Genomic DNA, 17,016 nt, shown 5'->3' with positions numbered 1-17,016 from the left:
GAACAATCATCCATTTCCTGCGCAGCGGAGAAACGCATTGCACACACTCGGTCTGATCGGCGGCCTCAGTTGGACCTCCACCGCCCGCTATTATGCAATCATCAATCAGGCGGTGCACCGGACGATGGGCGGCCAGCATAGCGCCCCGCTGCTGATCGACAGCCTGGACTTCGCCTCGGTCGCCGGCTGCCAGACGGAAGCGGACTGGGATGCCGCCGCCGCCAAGCTGATCGCGTCGGCCCGCCGGCTGGAACAGGCGGGGGCGGGAAGCCTGTTGATTTGCGCCAACTCGATGCACCGCGTCTACGACAAGGTGCAGGCGGAAGTGGGCATTCCCATCATCCATATCGCCGAAGTGGTGGGCGACCGGATGCAGGCCGACGGGATCGAGAAGGCCGCGCTGATCGGCACGCGCAACGTGATGACCGAGAAATTCTACCGCCAGCGCCTCGTCGCGCATGGCGTGTCGCTGCTGCCGGCCGACATGGAACTGGCCGAGCGGATCGACAGGATCGTCTATGACGAATTGACGGTCGGCAAGGTCAGCAAGGAATCCGAACGTTATATGAAGTCGGAACTGACTGACATCGCGAAGGAGGATGTGCAGGCAGTGGTGCTGGCCTGCACCGAACTGGAGCTGATCGTGGATGTGAAGGCGAATGTTCTGCCGATCTACGACTGCACCGGCATCCACGCCAAGGCAGGGGTGGACTTCATTCTGGGGTGAACTAGCCGAAAAAGATCCGTTCATCCTGAGTAGCCATTGAGCTTGTCGAAATGGCGTATCGAAGGATGCAGCGCGGCAATTGATGCGTCGATACGGGGCTTCGACAGGCTCAGCCTCTACTCAGCACGAACGGGATCGGTTTCTGGTGTCTCAGCCCCCCGGCTCGTTGATCGCGATATCCATGTCGGCAAGCGCGAGCCGCAGCAATTCCGCCATGGCGGTACGGGCGGCGGCGGTGTCGCGGGCGGCGATCGCCTGAAAAACGGCGCGATGGTCGGGCAGGGGATCGCGCGGCATCAGCTTCTTGCGATGCTTGAAGGTGGTGGTCCAGCTGACCGCTGCCCCGACCGAACTGGCCAGCGCCTCCAGCGCATCATTATGGGTGGCGGCCAGCACGGCGTGATGAAAACGCTGGTCGGCGGCACGGCCGTCCGGCGTGGACAGGCCGAAACGGCCCATTTCCGCCAGCGCCGCCTCCATCGTCGCCAATTGCTCTTCGGTACGGCGACGGGCGGCAAATTCGGCGGCGGCCGGTTCGATCACGCCGCGCAGTTCGAACAGGTCGCGAATGAAGCTGGCATCGGGTTCGCCCGCGAACATCCAGGCCAGCATTTCAGGGTCCAGCACATTCCAGCGGCTGCGCGGCAGGACACGGGTGCCGGCCTTGGGGCGGCTTTCCAGCATGCCCTTGGCAATCAGGATGCGCACCGCCTCGCGATAGGCGGTGCGGGATACGCCGAGGCGCTCCGAAGCCTCGATCTCGCCCTCGAACAATTCGCCGGGCTTGTGCCGGCCGGTCAGGATCGCGGTGCCCAGGTCGCGGGCGATCGTCTGATGGATGCGCAGCACGCTTTCCTCCGATCCGATCTTTCGCCCGCTGCCCAAATGCCCGCTCCTATGCTTTAGTCCTCGAACGCTGCCGTAGGGCAATGCCGTCCGCAAAGGAAGGCGTCCGCCACCAGTCGCAGCGGCGCGGTATCGGCGTCGATCGCCTTATCCGCCACCAGCCCGACGAAGCGCCGGTACATGGTCGGATATTCCTCGTCCGGGGCTTTCAACTGCACTTCGCCGTCAAGCCGCAGCGTGTTACCGCCTTCGGACAGGACCAGGCTGCCCTTGTCGGTTTCGACCGCGATGTCCCATGTCTGCGGCCCAGTCTGACGCCAGTCAAACACGGTGTCGATCGCCGCGCCCGAAGCGGTCGCCATGCCCAGTGTCGCGCCGATCGGTGCCTGCTTGTTGGAGGGCACCTCCAGCGAAGCCGACAGGACGGTAATCGGCTCGCCGACGATTTCGGTCAGGATCGACAGGGCGTTGATGCCCGGATCGAATACGCCAAAACCGCCCGCTTCCCAGATCCACGGCTGGCCCGGATGCCAGTGGCGAACATCCTCACGCCACTGGATGTCGATGCGCTCGACCTTGCGTTCCGCAATCCAGGCCTTGGCCTGCGCCACGGCGGCGGCGTAGCGGCTGTGCCAGCTTGCGTAGAGGGTTACGCCCTGCGCCCTGGCGAGCGCGGTCAGCGCCTCCACTTCGGATACGGTCGCGCCCGGCGGCTTTTCGAGGAACACATGCTTGCCCGCCAGCAAAGCCTGCCGCGCCGCATGATAGCGGACCTGCGGCGGCTGGCAGAGGATGACGGCGTCGAGGTCCGGCTCGCCCGCCAGCATCGCGCCGAGGTCGGGGTAATTATTTACCCTTTCCCCTTGCGCGTTGCGGCTGGCTACGGCGATCAGCTCTATGCCGTCGATCTTGGCGATCGCGGGCAGGTGCTGATCGCGCGCGATCTTGCCGAGCCCTACCAGACCTGCCCTGATCGTCATGCTGCGACGTCCAGCTTACCTTCGTTACGGCGCGTCAGACCCCAGGGGTTGGCGTCCTGAAGCGCGGCGGGCAGCAGCGCGTCGGGCACGTCCTGATAGCAGACGGGGCGCAGGAAGCGCATCATCGCCAGCGTGCCGACCGAGGTCGAACGGCCGTCGGCGGTCGAAGGGAAGGGACCGCCATGGACCATGGCATGGGTCACTTCGACACCGGTGGGCCAGCCGTTGGTCAGGATGCGACCGACCTTGCGCGACAGCGTCGGCAGCAGCTTTGCGGCATCGCCTTCGTCGCCTTCACCGATATGCAGCGTTGCGGTCAGCTGGCCTTCGAGGCCCGCAATGGTCGCAATGACTTCTTCGATGCTGGAGCAGCGGATCAGGACCGACGACGAACCGAACACTTCTTCCGCGATGACAGGGTTCGACTTGAAGGTCGCGCTGTCGGTCGCGAAGAAGGCGGCCTGGCCACGGTTGACGCCTTCCGGGTCGGTACCACGGGCGACGGTGGTGACGCCGTCAGCGCCGACCAGAGCGGCGACGCCCTGTTCATAGGCGGCGTGGATGCCCGGCGTCAGCATGACCTGCGGTGCGGCGCCCGACAAGGCCGTTGCCGCAGCGGCGACGAACGTATCGAGGTCGGGGCCGTCCAGCGCGATGACCAGACCGGGGTTGGTGCAGAACTGGCCAGACCCCATGGTCAGCGAACCGACGAAGGCGGTGCCGAGCGCTTCGGCCTTGGCCGCCAGCACGCCGGGAAGCAGCACGACCGGGTTGATCGACGACATTTCGGCATAGACCGGGATTGGCTCTGCGCGTTCGGCGGCGATCTTCATCAGCGCTGTGCCGCCACCGCGCGACCCGGTGAAGCCGACGGCCTTGATGCGATGATCGGCGACCAGCGAGGTGCCCAGCGCGCGGTTGGCGCCCGGCAGGTAGGAGAAGACGCCTTCATGCAGGCCCAGGCTCTTGACCGCCGCCTGAATGGCGCGGGCGACGAGTTCGCCGGTGCCGGGATGAGCGCTGTGGCCTTTGACCACTACGGGCGAACCGGCGGCGAAGGCCGATGCGGTGTCACCGCCCGCGACCGAGAAGGCGAGCGGGAAGTTGGACGCGCCGAAAACGGCGACCGGACCGACCGAATGGTTGACGCGGCGCAGGTCGGCGCGCGGCAGCGGCGCGCGGTCCGGCAGCGCCTTGTCGATGGTGGCGTCGAGCCAGTCGCCCAGGCGCACATAGGAAGCGAACAGGCGCAACTGGCCGACGGTACGGCCACGCTCGCCTTCCAAACGGGCGCGCGGCAGGCCGGTTTCGGCCATGGCGGTTTCGATCAGCAGGTCGCCGATGGCGACGATATTGTCGGCCACGGTTTCCAGGAAGGTCGCGCGGGCGTCGGGCGAGAGGGTGGAGAAGCTTTCAAACGCGGCATCGGCCAGCGCGGCGGCTTCATCGACTTCGGCGGGCATGGCGCTGGAGAAGGCAACATCGCCCTTTTCGCCGGTTGCGGGATTGATGGCGTAGAAAGGCTCGCCGCCGGTGCGCTCGTTCGCGCCGATGAGGATGGCTCCGTTGAACATGCTGTTCTCCTGAATAGGGGGCAATGGGGTTAGTCGATCGCGCCGCAGGGATCAGGCCCTTTTGCGGCACATATCATACTGAAATGACAAGGATGGGGACGGCCTTCAGATGGGTAGCCGTCCCTCTCTTTTCAAGATTAATGGTTGTCGCGCGGCAGGCCCATGGTCTGGGCGATGCGCTGATATTTCTCCGCGCCTTCCAGGATGGCGCCGGTGTTCATCTGACCCACGACCGAGCGCTGGATTTCCTGCCAAGGTGTTTGCGAGGCAGGATATTTGAAGCCGCCCTCGGCGACCAGCTTGACGCGGCGGGCTTCCAGTTCTTCGTCGGAAATCAGCACATTCACCACGCCGGCCTTTAGGTCCATGCGCACCCGGTCGCCGGTTTCCAGCAGCGCAAGGCCACCCATCGCCGCCGCTTCGGGTGAGGCGTTCAGGATCGACGGGCTGCCCGACGTGCCCGACTGGCGTCCGTCGCCGATGCAGGGGAGGGCCGACACGCCTTCGGTGATGAGGTAGGCGGGCGGACGCATGTTCACGACTTCCGCCGCGCCGGGATAACCGATCGGACCCGCGCCGCGCATGAACAACAGCGTATCGGCGGTGATGCCGGTTGCCGGATCGTCGATGCGATGGTGATAATCTTCCGGGCCGTCGAACACGACCGCTGGACCTTCGAAGGCTTCGGGATCGTCGGGATTAGACAGGTAACGATCGCGGAATTCGTCGCTGATGACGCTGGTCTTCATGACGGCGGCATCGAACAGATTGCCCGACAGGACCAGGAAGCCTGCCTCGTTCACCAGTGGATTGTCGAACGGGCGGATGACCTTTTCATCCTCGATCTCCACGCCCTTGCAATTTTCGCCCATGGTCTTGCCATTGACGGTCATTGCGCCTTCGCGGATCAGGCCTTGGTCGATCAACTGGCTGATGACGGCGGGCAGGCCGCCTGCGCGATAATAATCCTCGCCCAGATATTCGCCGGCGGGCTGCATGTTGACCAGCAGCGGCACCTTGTGACCGACGGTTTCCCAATCCTTGAGCGGCAGATCTACGCCCATGTGGCGGGCGATCGCGGAAAGATGGATCGGGGCGTTGGTCGAACCGCCGATCGCCGAGTTGGCGACGATGGCGTTATGGAAGGCGTCCAGCGTCATGATGTCTGAGGGCTTCAGATCCTCATGCACCATTTCCACGATGCGCTTGCCGGTGAGGTAAGCGACTTCCTGACGATCGCGATAGGGCGCGGGGATCGCCGCCGAACCGGGCAGCATCATGCCCAGCGCTTCGGCCAGCGCGTTCATGGTGCTGGCGGTGCCCATGGTGTTGCAGAAGCCGGTCGAGGGCGCGGACGATGCGACCAGCTTGATGAACCCTTCATCGTCGATCTTGCCTGCGGCCAGAAGCTGACGCCCTTTCCACACGATCGTGCCCGAACCGGTGCGCTCGCCCTTGTGCCAACCATTCAGCATCGGGCCGACCGACAGGGCGATGGCGGGGATGTTGACGGTCGCGGCAGCCATCAGCAGCGCAGGCGTGGTCTTGTCGCACCCGCTGGTCAGGATCACGCCGTCGAGCGGATAGCCGTACATGGCTTCGACCAGACCCAGATAGGCGAGGTTCCGGTCCAGGCCGGCGGTGGGGCGCTTGCCGGTTTCCTGAATCGGATGGACCGGGAATTCGAGGGCGATGCCGCCCATTTCGCGAATGCCCTCGCGCATACGTTCGGCCAGCACCAGATGGTGGCGGTTGCACGGCGACAGGTCGCTGCCGGTCTGGGCGATGCCGATGATCGGCTTGCCGCTGCGCAGTTCTTCCAAGGACAGGCCGAAGTTCAGATAGCGCTCCAGATAGAGCGAGGTCATGTCGATATTGTCCGGGTTGTCGAACCAGGCGCGGCTGCGCAGTTTCGGGGCAGTCTTGGGCGAATCGCTCATCGGGGCATCCTGACGCAAAAATTGGGCATGGCGCGTTGACGCGCTCGCCCTGCTGATATACTCATACAAATAGAATTTCAAGCACCCGAAGTGGGGTAATGTGAGCGCTACCATAAATAAAGTTTTGAGGGGGTCGCGATGACCGGCTTTGCGGTGGTCGGCGATTGGGGAACCAGCCGGCTGCGCTTGTTCCGTATCGAGCAAGGCGCCATCGTCGCGCGCTGCGACGGACCGGGCATCGGCGTTGTAGGGCGCGAGGCCGAAGGGGCCTTCGCCGAGACCATCGCTCCATGGATGGCGGATGGAGCGCCTCGATCCATCACGCTTTGCGGCATGGTCGGCGCGCGTGATGGCTGGGTGGAGGCGCCCTATGCGGACTGTCCAGCCAATGTGGACGACTGGCGCGGAGTCGCCGTCCGTTTCGACTGGCGGGGCGTACCGTTCAGCATCATGGCCGGTCTTGCCTGTGAGGATGCAGACGGCATTCCCGATGTGATGCGGGGCGAAGAAACGCAGATATTCGGCGCTCTGGCTCGCGATCCGTCGCTGGCCGTTGGCCGTCATCTGATCGTGCTCCCCGGCACGCACAATAAATGGTCGCTGGTGGAGGATGGCCGGATCGTCGCCTTCCGCACCATGCCGACCGGCGAACTGTTCGCTTTGCTGCGGGACAGGTCCACCTTGGGGCCAAAGGTCGAAATGACCGATGCCGCCGAAGAGGCGGCGGGTTTTGCCGAAGGGCTGGCGCGGGCAGGCGATGCAAAGCTGTTGCAGTCGTTGTTCGCGGCGCGGACGATGCGGCTGCGGAGGGGGCGTTCGGCTGACTGGGCGTTGGGTTATCTGTCCGGCCTGCTCATCGGTTGCGAGATTGCAGAAATATGCGCGACTCTGTCGGGCGCCGACGGTGTTGTGCTGATCGGCGACAAGCGGCTTTCCGCCCGCTATGCGCAGGCGCTCGACGCACGCGGCATAGCCTCGCGCGCGCTCGACGGCGATGATTGCGCGCTGGCGGGCCTCGGTTTCATGGGAGAAGTGACGGTATGACCCTCGACGAATTGCTGGCCGACGGCGCGCCCCCGGTCTGCGCGATCCTGCGCGGCGTCAAGCCGGAGGAAGCGGTCGACGTCAGTGCGGCCTTGGTCGATGCCGGCATCCGCATCCTGGAAGTGCCGTTCAATTCGCCCGAGCCATTGAAGAGCATCGCGGCGATGCAGGATGCGTTCGGCGACCGCGCGCTGATCGGCGGAGGCACGGTGCTCAGCGTCGAGGCGGTCGAGCAACTGCATGACGCGGGCGGGCGCATCATGGTGACGCCCAATACCAATCCCGCGGTGATCGCGCGTGGGGCTGAACTGGGGCTGGAACTGCTGCCCGGCTTCATGACGCCGAGCGAAGCCTTCGCCGCGATTGCGGCAGGGGCGAAGCGCATCAAGCTGTTTCCTGCCGCACAACTGGGCGCAGCCTATGTGAAGGCGGTCAAGGATGTTCTGCCCAAACATGTGGGCGTCTGGGCCGTGGGCGGCACGGGCGCGGATACGATCGGCCAGTGGCTGGCAGGCGGCTGTGAAGGCATCGGCGTAGGCGGCGCGCTCTACAAGCCGGGTGACGATGCCGCGACCGTGGGCGAGCGCGGCCGCGATCTGGTGGCAGCATGGAAGGCGAGCAGGGCCTGATTTTTCAGGCCACCCCTTCGGTCCGTTCCTCCGCCCGGTCCAGCACATCACGAATCTTCGCGGCCAGATCGGCATAGCCGAACGGTTTGGTGAGCAGGTCTACCCCCGCGTCAAGCCGACCATGATGGACGATGGCGTCGCGATCATAGCCGGTGGTGAACAATATCTTGAGGCCTGGCCAGCGCTGCCGGGCGGCACGGCCGAGATCCGCGCCGGTCATGCCGCCGGGCAGCACGACGTCGGTGAATAGCAGATCAACCGGTCGGTCCGCAGCCTCCAGCGCGGCGAGCGAGGCGGGGCCGTCGCTCGCCGCGATCACATCATAGCCAAGGTCGCGCAGCACTTCGAACGAATAGGCGCGAACATTGTCATCATCCTCGCACAGCAGAATCGTCTCCGCGCCGCCACGCGATGGCGTGGGCGGCACATCCTGCGCATCATTGGCCGCAACGCTGCCATGATGGCGGGGCAGATAGAGGCGGACGCTGGTGCCCTGGCCGGGCTGCGACTGGACGCGCATGTGGCCGCCCGACTGCTTGATGAAGCCATAGACCATCGACAGGCCCAAGCCGGTGCCGCGCCCGACTTCCTTCGTGGTGAAGAAGGGTTCGATCGCCTGTGCCAGCGTTTGCGCGTCCATGCCTTCGCCTGTGTCCGACACGGCGATCATCACATAGGCGCCAGGTGACAGGTCTCCATATTGTGCCGCCTGATCGGCATCGACCCTACAATTGGCGACCTCGATCGTCAGCTCGCCGCCGCCCGGCATGGCATCGCGCGCATTGACCGCCAGGTTGAGCAGCGCATTTTCCATCTGGTTGACATCGACTTCGATCGGCCAGCTTTGCGGCGTTTCAATCGTCGTCACCCGGATCGTCTCGCCCAGCGTCCGGTGCAGCATGTCCGACATGCCGGCGACCAGTTCGTCAGGGTCGGCAGGGCGCGGGTCCAACGGCTGGCGGCGGGAGAAAGCGAGCAACCGCTGGGTCAATATGGTAGCGCGGTCGGCACCGGCTGCCGCCCGCGCCACCATGTTATGCAACCGGCCGGCGTCGGCCGGCAGGGCGCGTTGCAGCAGTTCCAGATTGCCGGTCACGATCTGCAACAGATTGTTGAAGTCGTGGGCGACGCCGCCGGTCAACTGGCCCAGCGTCTCCATCTTCTGCGCCTGACGCAGGGCCGCTTCGGTATCGGCCAGCGTGCGGGAATGGGCGCGCTGTTCGGTCACATCGCGCGCAACGCAATAGACGATGTCGCCCTCCGGCACGGCGGTCCAACTGAAGGTCCGGTAGCTTCCATCCTTCGCCCGAAAGCGATTGTCAAAACGCATCACCGTTTGACCATCCGCCAATTGGTCGAGCCGATTGAGGGTGGCCGCGATATCGTCGGGATGCTCCATCCATTGCGATGTACGGCCGATCAGTTCTTCTTCGGTCCAGCCCAATATGTCGGTCCAGGCGGGGCTGGCGGCGAGCCAGATGCCGGCGGTGTCGGCAATCAGGAAGGGATCGCGCGCCAAGGCCCAGAGGCGATTGTGTTCGGCCAGCATCGCGCGTTCGGCCAGTACGCGCTTGGTGGTTTCGCTAACCACGCACAACACGCCGCCGATGGACCCGTCGACTTCGAACACGGGTGAATAGCTGATGTCGAAATAGACGTCCTCGCCCCGCCCGCCGTCGCGCTCGATATAAAAGGGGCGATCCTTGGCATGGACGGTTTCGCCCTGTTCGTAGACGGTGCGCAACAGCGGGCCAAGATCGTCCCATAATTCGGCCCAGCCTTCGCTGCCGGGCCGACCCAGCACATGGGGATGCTTGTCACCGATCGTCGGGGCGTAGGTTTCATTGTAGAGAGCGCAATATTGCGGTCCCCAGAACAGGGCGATCTCCGCCTTTGACGACAGCATCAGGCGAACGGTCGACACCAGGGCGGGCGACCAGCCATCTACCGGACCGAGCGGCGAACTGTCGTCCAGCGCGGCGGTGAGAGTCCCGACCGGTCCCTGCGCAGCGATCATCGCGGCTATGCCGGTCGGTGCGGCGGTCATGAAATATCCCTGCGTTGATCCAAGTCAGTTTGATACGCCTCGTGGCATGATTTGTTTCCCCAACTGCCAGTCGCTGGGGTAATTTGTCCATGCCCGATCCGTTCCGCGATGGCTTGAAATGGGGCCGGCATCGGCGCATGGACCGGGCCATGACAGCGTCCGTTTCGTTTCGCGCTCCGCGCCCCGCCGCCATCGCCCGCTGGTTGCTGGGCGTGGCGTTCCTGGTCTTCTGCATGGTGGTGGTGGGGGGCATTACGCGCCTGACGGAATCCGGCCTGTCGATCACCCAGTGGAAGCCTATCACCGGCGCCATTCCGCCGCTGACGCATGAGCAGTGGATGGCAGCGTTTCGCCTATACCAGCAGATTCCGGAATATCAGCAATTGCGCCAGGGCATGACCCTGTCGGATTTCCAGTTCATCTTCTTCTGGGAATGGCTGCACCGCCTGCTCGGCCGGCTTATCGGTGTCGCCTTCGCGCTGCCGCTGATCTGGTTCGCGGTCAGGCGCGCTATTCCGGCCGGCTATGGTCCCCGGCTCGTCGCGCTGCTGGCCCTGGGCGGATTGCAGGGCGCGATCGGCTGGTGGATGGTCAAGTCCGGCCTGTCGGTGCGCACCGATGTCAGCCATTACCGCCTCGCCGTGCATCTGCTGACGGCGCTGTTCATCATTGGCGGGCTGATCTGGACCGCGCTCGACTTGCGCGTTCTGGCCCGGTCCGGCGCGGCGCGACCGGCAGTGCTGACTCCGTTCGCGCTGGCGGTGTTGCTGGTGCTGCTGGTGCAATTGATGCTGGGCGCCTTCACCGCAGGACTGGACGCGGGCTATGTGTCCAACACCTGGCCGCTGATGAACGATCATCTGGTGCCGGAAGGGATCAGCTGGATGGGATCGCTCTGGGCGACCGTGTCGAGCGACCCCTATCTTGTCCATTTCCTGCATCGCTGGTGGGCGTGGGTCGCGGCTGTGGCGCTGATAGTGCTGGCGCGGCGGGCGAAGCAGGCGGGGCGGCGCGGTGCGTCGATCGCCATCAATGCCGCGCTGGGCACGCAGATATTGCTCGGCATCGCCACCGTCCTCAGCGGCATCGCGCTGCCGCTGGCAGTGCTGCACCAGGCTGTCGGAGCGCTGGTCGTGGCCGCCGCTGCCTGGGGGGCGCATGCCGTGGGGGCTCGCCGTTGAGGGGATTGTCCGCCATCATCGCGATTGCGCTGGCGCAACCGGTCGCGGCTCAGACCATCGCCATCCCCTTTGCACCGCCGATCGACCGGACGCTCAGCTACCGGATCGAGCAGCATCGGCCGGTCGAAGGTGTCGCGCGTGTCTTCAGCGCTGCGCGCGACCTGCGGTTTGCGCGCACCGCCGATGGCTACAGGCTGGACGTGACGCTGCGGGCCATCGACAGCGACGCGCCGGCTGCCGGGGCGGAACCCTATCGCGCGGCGTTGACCCCTCTGATCGGCGTGACGGTGCGATTCCGGCTGGACGACAAGGGTCGGATCATCGCTGCGGACGATCTGGATGCGGTCTGGGCCAAGGTGCAGGCCGGGATCGACGCCATGCTGGCGAGCTTTCCGCCTGACGCGCCCCGGCACAAGGCGGCCGCCAATGTCCAGGCACTGTTCGCGAGCCTTTCGCCGGAGGGGCGGCTGGCACTGCTGGCGGGAGAGGTGCAGCCGCTCTTCCTGTTTGCCGGCAGCGATGTTGCAGGCGGCGAGGGGCGCGGTCTGCGCACCGTGGCGGGATCGCCGCTGGGCCGTCCGGTGCCGGTGGAAGGCATGTTGCGGGTCGACGGTGAGGCGGCTGGTGCACTGGACCTTGAGGAGAAGCTGGCTGGCGACGGGGTACAGGTCAGCATCCGCTATCATCTGTCGCGCACGACTGGACTGGTCGAAAGCCAGCAGCGCAGCCTGGCGGTAGGCACGCTGGCGCTGACCGAAAACCGTGTGCTGACATTGGCGAATTGATCGGCGGTATTATTTTACCCGTCAGCAAAGCGGCCGAATCTCTTGACTTGACGGTCCTCATCCATCATTAGCGCCCCACTTCCGGGTGTCGGCAACGGCACCCGGTTTCATTTTACATTCTGGAGTATTGGCACCATGAAGGCGCTGATGAAGACCACCAAGCCGGCCACCCCGGCAACGGTCGAAAAGAAGTGGATCCTGATCGACGCCGAAGGCGCCGTCGTGGGCCGTCTCGCATCGACCGTCGCGAATATCCTGCGCGGCAAGCACAAGACCAGCTTCACCCCCCACGTCGATTGCGGTGACAATGTCATCATCATCAACGCCGGCAAGGTGAAGTTCACCGGTCGCAAGCTGACCGACAAGGTGTACTACAAGCACACCGGTTATGCCGGCGGCATCAAGGAAACCACCCCCCAGAAGATTCTGGAAGGTCGTTTCCCCGAGCGCGTCCTGGAAAAGGCCGTAGAGCGTATGATCCCCCGTGGTCCGCTGGGCCGTCAGCAGATGCGCAACCTGCGTATCTTCGCTGGTGCCGAACACGCCCATGAAGCCCAGAACCCTGAAGTGCTCGACTTCGTGTCGCGCAACCGCAAGAACAAGGTGGGTGCATAATGACCGATAACCGCCAGTCTCTGTCCGACCTCGCGTCGCTGACCACCAACGCCCCCGTCGCTGCCGCGCCTGTCGCTGCCGACGCCGTGGAAGGTGAAGCGCCCGTCGTCGCCGCTCCGGTTCAGCCTTCGGCGCCGCTGCGCGATCAGGAAATCGACAGCCTCGGCCGCGCCTATGCGACCGGCCGTCGTAAAGACGCCGTCGCTCGCGTGTGGGTGAAGCCCGGCACCGGCAAGATCACGGTCAACGGCCGCGATCAGGAAATCTATTTCGCCCGTCCGACCCTGCGTCTGGTCATCAACCAGACGTTCACGGTTACCGACCGTGTCGGCCAGTATGACGTGATCGCTACCGTCAAGGGCGGCGGTCTGTCGGGTCAGGCCGGCGCCGTGAAGCATGGCATCGCCCAGGCGCTGTCGAAGTATGAACCGGCGCTGCGCAGCGCGGTCAAGGCCGAAGGCTTCCTGACCCGCGACAGCCGCGTCGTCGAGCGTAAGAAGTACGGCAAGGCGAAGGCCCGCAAGAGCTTCCAGTTCTCGAAGCGCTAAGTTTCTTCGGAATATGAAAACAGGAAAGGGGCCGGTTTTCCGGCCCCTTTTTTGTGGCTTCAGGCGAGGGCCGCAGCTTTGGGGTCGGCGGCGATACGGACATGGGCGGGCATGGCAGGGCCACTACCGTCCAATATCCATTGGTCGCCATGCTGGGTGAAGCCAGCCTGGCGATAGATATCCCGTGCAGGCAGATTGTCCTTCGTCTCGATCAATGGCGCCGTCAGGCGTCTATCGCCGTCCGGTCGCATCGTGTCGATGATCCAGGCCAGCGCTGCCTGTTCGACGCCCAGCCCGATCACCCGGCAACTCATCACCATCTGCACGATCTGCGCCGGCGCCACGATGGCGACGATGACGGTGCCATAGGCGGAGAATTTGTCGGTCACGGCAAAGGCCGCCAGATGGCCGCCGCGATCGAACAGGGCGGCCAGCCGTTCCATCGTCCAGCGTTCGCCGGTGGTGTTGAACTGGTTGGTCTTGTTGATGAGTTCCATCGCGCGCGGGAACAGCGCATGGCGGACATCGCGGATCGTGACCGGGGCGATCCGCACGTTCAGTTCGGCCAGGAATGTCTCGCGGGTCATGCTGCTGCGTGCGGTGTCGCGCACCACCTGCGCCTGGATCATGTCGGTACGGCGGGCCGATTCCTCTGAGATCGCGGGCACCTGCGTTTCAGGGGCCCAGAGCAGGATGCGGCGCAGCAGATAGGGATGATCGCCCAGCACCCGAATATCGGGCCACGCCGCCTTCATCGCCGCGCGCTCCACCGGATTATCGTCGATGAAAACGATATTTTTCGGCAGGAGGTTTGTCTCCTTGAGCAGTTCGGCCATATTCTCCGCCTTGGGCCGCCAGTTGATCCGGCGGCTGGCAAAGGCGGACAGGGGAAAGATCGGCCGAAGGACGTCCGGCCACAAGGCTTCGACCTTGGCCTCTTCATTCTTGCTGAGGATCGCCAGCAAGATGCCGCGCTTGCGCAGCGTCGCCAGCGCGTCGATGACACCGAGCGGCCAGCCTTCCAGTGGTTCGACATGGCTGAGGGCGTCTTCGGCCATGACCCCGCGCCATAATGTGTCGTCCAGGTCGACCACGACCATCTTCACCGGGTCGATCTGGTGGATGATGCGATAGGCGCCGCCAATCTCTTCCCACACGGCCTTGAAGAAGGGCGAGGTCTTGAGCGGGTAGAAATGGCTGGCGGGATAGGTCGGTTCGATCCGGCCACCATCCACTTCATGATCCCAGTCGCCCAGATAGCTGCCATGGGACTGGTGCCACACATGATCGTCCTGAATCAGCTTCTGGCCGAAATTGCGCGCGATCGCGGCGATGTCGATCATATGGGCGTTGGGATAATCAGTCAGGCGCCGATGCAGATGCTCGTTCAACCGCTCGACGAAAAAGGCCGGGTTGCGCAGATCGTGGGGCGGGAGCAGGCGGCCCATGGGATTTTGTTGCGGTACGAGGAAGTTGGTGACGAAGCTGAGCAACTGGTGATCGCGATTCCAGGTCAGCAGCGAGGCCAGCACCATGTCGAGCCGGTCGCAACATTCAGCGAAGAAGCGCTCATAACCCGCAAGGTCGCTATAGGGGATGGTGAAGAAACCATATTCCGGCACGAGCACGCGATAGGCGGGGCTGACCAACTGGAAATCATAGTCGGCGACAGATCGGGGCGGGGTGGCCGGCAATTCATGCGCGAAGTTGGCAAGGACGAAATCGCAATCGAAATGCGGGGCGAAGCCGCGATAGTCGGCATAGGCTTGGGCGAGGCAGGAGCCGATGACGAGGGCGCGGCGGATCGGCACGTCACGGACGCGCAGGTCGACCGGGTTACGATAGCGATGGTCGCTATGCCACGGTTCGACCAGCGTCGATGGCGCCGGGCCGGGGGCAAGGTGGAATTTGGTGCGTGCCTGGGGCGAGACGATCATCCGCATCAGGCGGAACAGGTCCGATTTCCATAATTTGCGGATCTGGTCCGGATATTGGGGCATTGATCCTCACATTGGCCTTGCTCGACGCCTTCTTGCCGCGCCATGCCGATTTGGCAAGCATCCGTCCCTAGTCGCCCGGAACGGCGACGTCGATCGCGCCCGCCGCGACCTTCACCGTGACAGGCGTCTTCGCCAGCACCTCGCCGTCGATCGAGATACGCTGGCGCGGGACGGTCTCGATCCTGAAGGAGCGGCCGTGAAACTCCTCGGTATGGGCGTCGCGATCGCGCAGCTTGAAGAATTTGGCATACCAGTCCCAGGCCAGGCGCGGCTTGCTGCGGCCCACGACGGCCTGCACCACGATTTCCCCGGTATCGACATCGGCATGGTCGGACAGTTCGACCCCGCCATGATAAGGGCCGTTGAGGATGCGCACCTCGGTCGACCACAGGCGCCGTTCCTTCACGCCATCGTCGATCGTCAGGCGGAAGGGGCGGAAGCCGACCGAACATTTGACTGCCCAGAGCAGATAGCCGATCCGTCCGAGATAGCGTTTCAGCTTGTGCGGGACAGTCCGCCCGATCATCGGCGAAAGGCCGAGCGAGGCAGCGTTGACGAAATAGTCCTGGTCTATCATGCCGAGATCGACCCGGCGGCGCTGGCCGGTAGCGATCGCCTGCACTGCCCCGTCCAGGTCGAGCGGCAGGCCGAGCGTCCGCGCGAAGCTGTTCGCGGTGCCAAGCGGCAGCACGCCGAATACGCAGTCCTTGCCGACCAGTTCGTCCACCGTGCCCGACATGGAGCCATCGCCGCCGCCGACGATCACCATCGGCGCACCGCTTTCCACTGCCTGACGGACGGTGGCGGCCATCCGTTCCGGTTCTTCCACCGCGTGGGCGGCGATCAGGCGGACACCCGCGGCTTCCAGCTTTGCCTTCGCCTGCGCGAAATTGTCCTGCCCGCTTCGGCTATGGGCGTTGACGACCAATATGGCGTCCTTGGGGAGGGGCTTCGTTTCCATGCCGCAATAACTCCACGAGAAGGGATTTGGGTCCGTTGGAAACCCTGTGGCTTGCAATCGTTACTGTGCCATGGCTCGCATCGCTCATCTGTCCGATATCCATTTTGGCGCCAATGATCGCAAGATCGTGGACGCCGCCACCGCCTGGCTCGAAGAAAAGCGGCCCGATCTGGTCGTCATCAGCGGCGACTTCACCCAGCGGGCGCGGGTGGAGCAGTTTCGTGAGGCCGCTGCCTGGGTCAGCCGGCTGCACGGTGCGGGGCTGAAGACGCTGGTGGTGCCGGGTAATCATGATGTGCCGCTCTATGATGTGGTGCGCCGCTTCACCCGGCCGCTGGCGCGTTACAAACGCTATATCAGCAATGACCTCTGCCCCTTTTATGAGGACCGGGAGGTTGCGATCCAAGGGATCAACACGGCGCGGTCGCTGACGATCAAGGACGGGCGGATCAACCATGACCAGATGGACCTCCTGCGCGAACGCTTTGCACAGGTGGCGCCGGACAAGACCCGCATCCTCGTCACCCATCATCCGCTGTTCGAAATGCCGATTGGCAAGGGCGGCGAACTGAGCGAGGCGGTCGGCCGGCATGACGATGCGGTCAAGGCCGCGTGCGAGGCCGGGGTGCATCTGGCGCTGGCCGGCCATTTCCACCGCACCTATGCGCAGGCCGCGCAGAAGATGGTCGAACATAGCGGCGGCGCGCTGGTGATTCAGGCTGGCACCGCCACATCGACCCGGCTGCGCAATGCCGAGCCGCAAAGCTTCAACTGGCTGCATGTCCGCCGCAACAACGAGATCGAATTGCAGGTGATCGTGTGGGACGGCGCGGCGTTTCGCCGGGCGAGTCATGTCGAATATGCCCATGACAGTGCGGGCTGGACGTCGCGGACGGTGGAGGACGGACCGATGGTGGGCGCGGTGGCGGTCGGCTGAGGCTGGGCCTTAACTTCGCATATTTCCCGCTGATTTTGACATGATATGAGCAAAGTCGGACATTATCTTTCCTATCTGGCGCAGCGCTCTCCAGGCGGCCGAACAGGGTTCAATAGCTTATCATGAGCAAGGCGCTGTAGGACAGGCGGGCGTCCATCTCCGGCTCGAATACAAATTTTTGGGGGTAGCTGCTATCCGATGG

General features: G+C 64.3%; 15 protein-coding genes. 8 read left to right on the top strand and 7 right to left on the bottom strand.

The window, feature by feature from the left end; translation table 11 throughout:
* Positions 1-37 precede the first annotated feature (37 nt).
* Positions 38-727: an aspartate/glutamate racemase family protein gene (locus ASE85_RS03515; protein WP_056683484.1), complete on the top strand. Its 690-nt coding sequence runs from the start codon at positions 38-40 to the stop codon at positions 725-727.
* A 150-nt stretch (positions 728-877) separates the two neighbouring features.
* Here ASE85_RS03515 and ASE85_RS03510 read toward each other — a convergent pair whose 3' ends face one another.
* The 4 genes from ASE85_RS03510 to ASE85_RS03495 all read right to left on the bottom strand — a co-directional run bounded on the left by ASE85_RS03510 (position 878) and on the right by ASE85_RS03495 (position 6,067).
* On the bottom strand, positions 878-1,612 hold the full coding sequence (locus tag ASE85_RS03510) for a FadR/GntR family transcriptional regulator (protein ID WP_056683481.1): 735 nt from the start codon (positions 1,610-1,612) through the stop codon (positions 878-880).
* A 17-nt stretch (positions 1,613-1,629) separates the two neighbouring features.
* Positions 1,630-2,553 carry a Gfo/Idh/MocA family protein gene (locus tag ASE85_RS03505; RefSeq protein ID WP_056683478.1) on the bottom strand — a complete coding sequence of 308 codons (924 nt, stop codon included), beginning with the start codon at positions 2,551-2,553 and terminating at the stop codon, positions 1,630-1,632.
* Positions 2,550-4,127, bottom strand: a complete 1,578-nt coding sequence (locus ASE85_RS03500; protein ID WP_056683475.1) for an aldehyde dehydrogenase (NADP(+)) — start codon at positions 4,125-4,127, stop codon at positions 2,550-2,552. Before ASE85_RS03500 ends, ASE85_RS03505 begins: the two co-directional genes overlap by 4 nt.
* 137 nt (positions 4,128-4,264) lie before the next feature.
* On the bottom strand, positions 4,265-6,067 hold the full coding sequence (locus tag ASE85_RS03495; protein WP_056683472.1) for an IlvD/Edd family dehydratase: 1,803 nt from the start codon (positions 6,065-6,067) through the stop codon (positions 4,265-4,267).
* 138 nt (positions 6,068-6,205) lie between these two features.
* Between ASE85_RS03495 and ASE85_RS03490 the strand changes: the two genes are divergently transcribed.
* Both ASE85_RS03490 and ASE85_RS03485 read left to right on the top strand, forming a co-directional pair.
* Positions 6,206-7,111, top strand: coding sequence for a 2-dehydro-3-deoxygalactonokinase (locus ASE85_RS03490; RefSeq protein ID WP_056683469.1), 906 nt, complete (start codon positions 6,206-6,208; stop codon positions 7,109-7,111).
* Positions 7,108-7,740, top strand: a complete 633-nt coding sequence (locus ASE85_RS03485) for a 2-dehydro-3-deoxy-6-phosphogalactonate aldolase (RefSeq protein ID WP_056683464.1) — start codon at positions 7,108-7,110, stop codon at positions 7,738-7,740. The genes ASE85_RS03490 and ASE85_RS03485 overlap by 4 nt, the downstream gene beginning before the upstream one ends.
* Positions 7,741-7,744: 4 nt before the next feature.
* Here the strand turns inward: ASE85_RS03485 and ASE85_RS03480 are convergent, their stop codons facing one another.
* The gene (locus ASE85_RS03480; RefSeq protein WP_056683461.1) at positions 7,745-9,787 is read right to left on the bottom strand and encodes a hybrid sensor histidine kinase/response regulator; all 2,043 of its coding nucleotides are present in this window, start codon (positions 9,785-9,787) and stop codon (positions 7,745-7,747) included.
* A 149-nt stretch (positions 9,788-9,936) separates the two neighbouring features.
* On the opposite strand from ASE85_RS03480, the gene ASE85_RS03475 reads away from it, so the two are divergent.
* From ASE85_RS03475 to rpsI, 4 genes are all read left to right on the top strand, one after another.
* Entirely contained in the window at positions 9,937-10,968 is a 1,032-nt protein-coding gene (locus ASE85_RS03475; protein WP_156358178.1) for a COX15/CtaA family protein, read from the top strand.
* A complete protein-coding gene (locus ASE85_RS03470; RefSeq protein ID WP_056683456.1) occupies positions 10,965-11,753 on the top strand; it encodes a hypothetical protein in 789 nt (262 codons plus the stop codon). The genes ASE85_RS03475 and ASE85_RS03470 overlap by 4 nt, the downstream gene beginning before the upstream one ends.
* Positions 11,754-11,888: 135 nt before the next feature.
* Positions 11,889-12,368, top strand: a complete 480-nt coding sequence (rplM, locus tag ASE85_RS03465) for a 50S ribosomal protein L13 (RefSeq protein ID WP_082462630.1) — start codon at positions 11,889-11,891, stop codon at positions 12,366-12,368.
* Positions 12,368-12,916 carry a 30S ribosomal protein S9 gene (rpsI, locus tag ASE85_RS03460; RefSeq protein ID WP_082462629.1) on the top strand — a complete coding sequence of 183 codons (549 nt, stop codon included), beginning with the start codon at positions 12,368-12,370 and terminating at the stop codon, positions 12,914-12,916. Before rplM ends, rpsI begins: the two co-directional genes overlap by 1 nt.
* Before the next feature lie 59 nt (positions 12,917-12,975).
* On the opposite strand, the gene ASE85_RS03455 is transcribed toward rpsI, so the two are convergent.
* Together ASE85_RS03455 and ASE85_RS03450 are read right to left on the bottom strand one after the other, a co-directional pair.
* Entirely contained in the window at positions 12,976-14,916 is a 1,941-nt protein-coding gene (locus ASE85_RS03455) for an HAD-IIIC family phosphatase (RefSeq protein ID WP_056683453.1), read from the bottom strand.
* Positions 14,917-14,983: 67 nt separating this feature from the next.
* Positions 14,984-15,877, bottom strand: a complete 894-nt coding sequence (locus ASE85_RS03450; RefSeq protein WP_056683450.1) for a diacylglycerol/lipid kinase family protein — start codon at positions 15,875-15,877, stop codon at positions 14,984-14,986.
* Positions 15,878-15,947: 70 nt separating this feature from the next.
* Here ASE85_RS03450 and ASE85_RS03445 point away from each other — a divergent pair, with 70 nt between their 5' ends.
* Entirely contained in the window at positions 15,948-16,814 is an 867-nt protein-coding gene (locus ASE85_RS03445) for a metallophosphoesterase family protein (RefSeq protein WP_056683447.1), read from the top strand.
* The last annotated feature ends 202 nt before the right edge of the window (positions 16,815-17,016 follow it).

Source organism: Sphingobium sp. Leaf26 (genome assembly GCF_001421665.1).
Classification (GTDB): Bacteria; Pseudomonadota; Alphaproteobacteria; order Sphingomonadales; family Sphingomonadaceae; genus Sphingobium.
The sequence above is the reverse complement of the archived record's forward strand: the minus strand, read 5'-3'. Positions and strand labels throughout refer to the sequence as shown.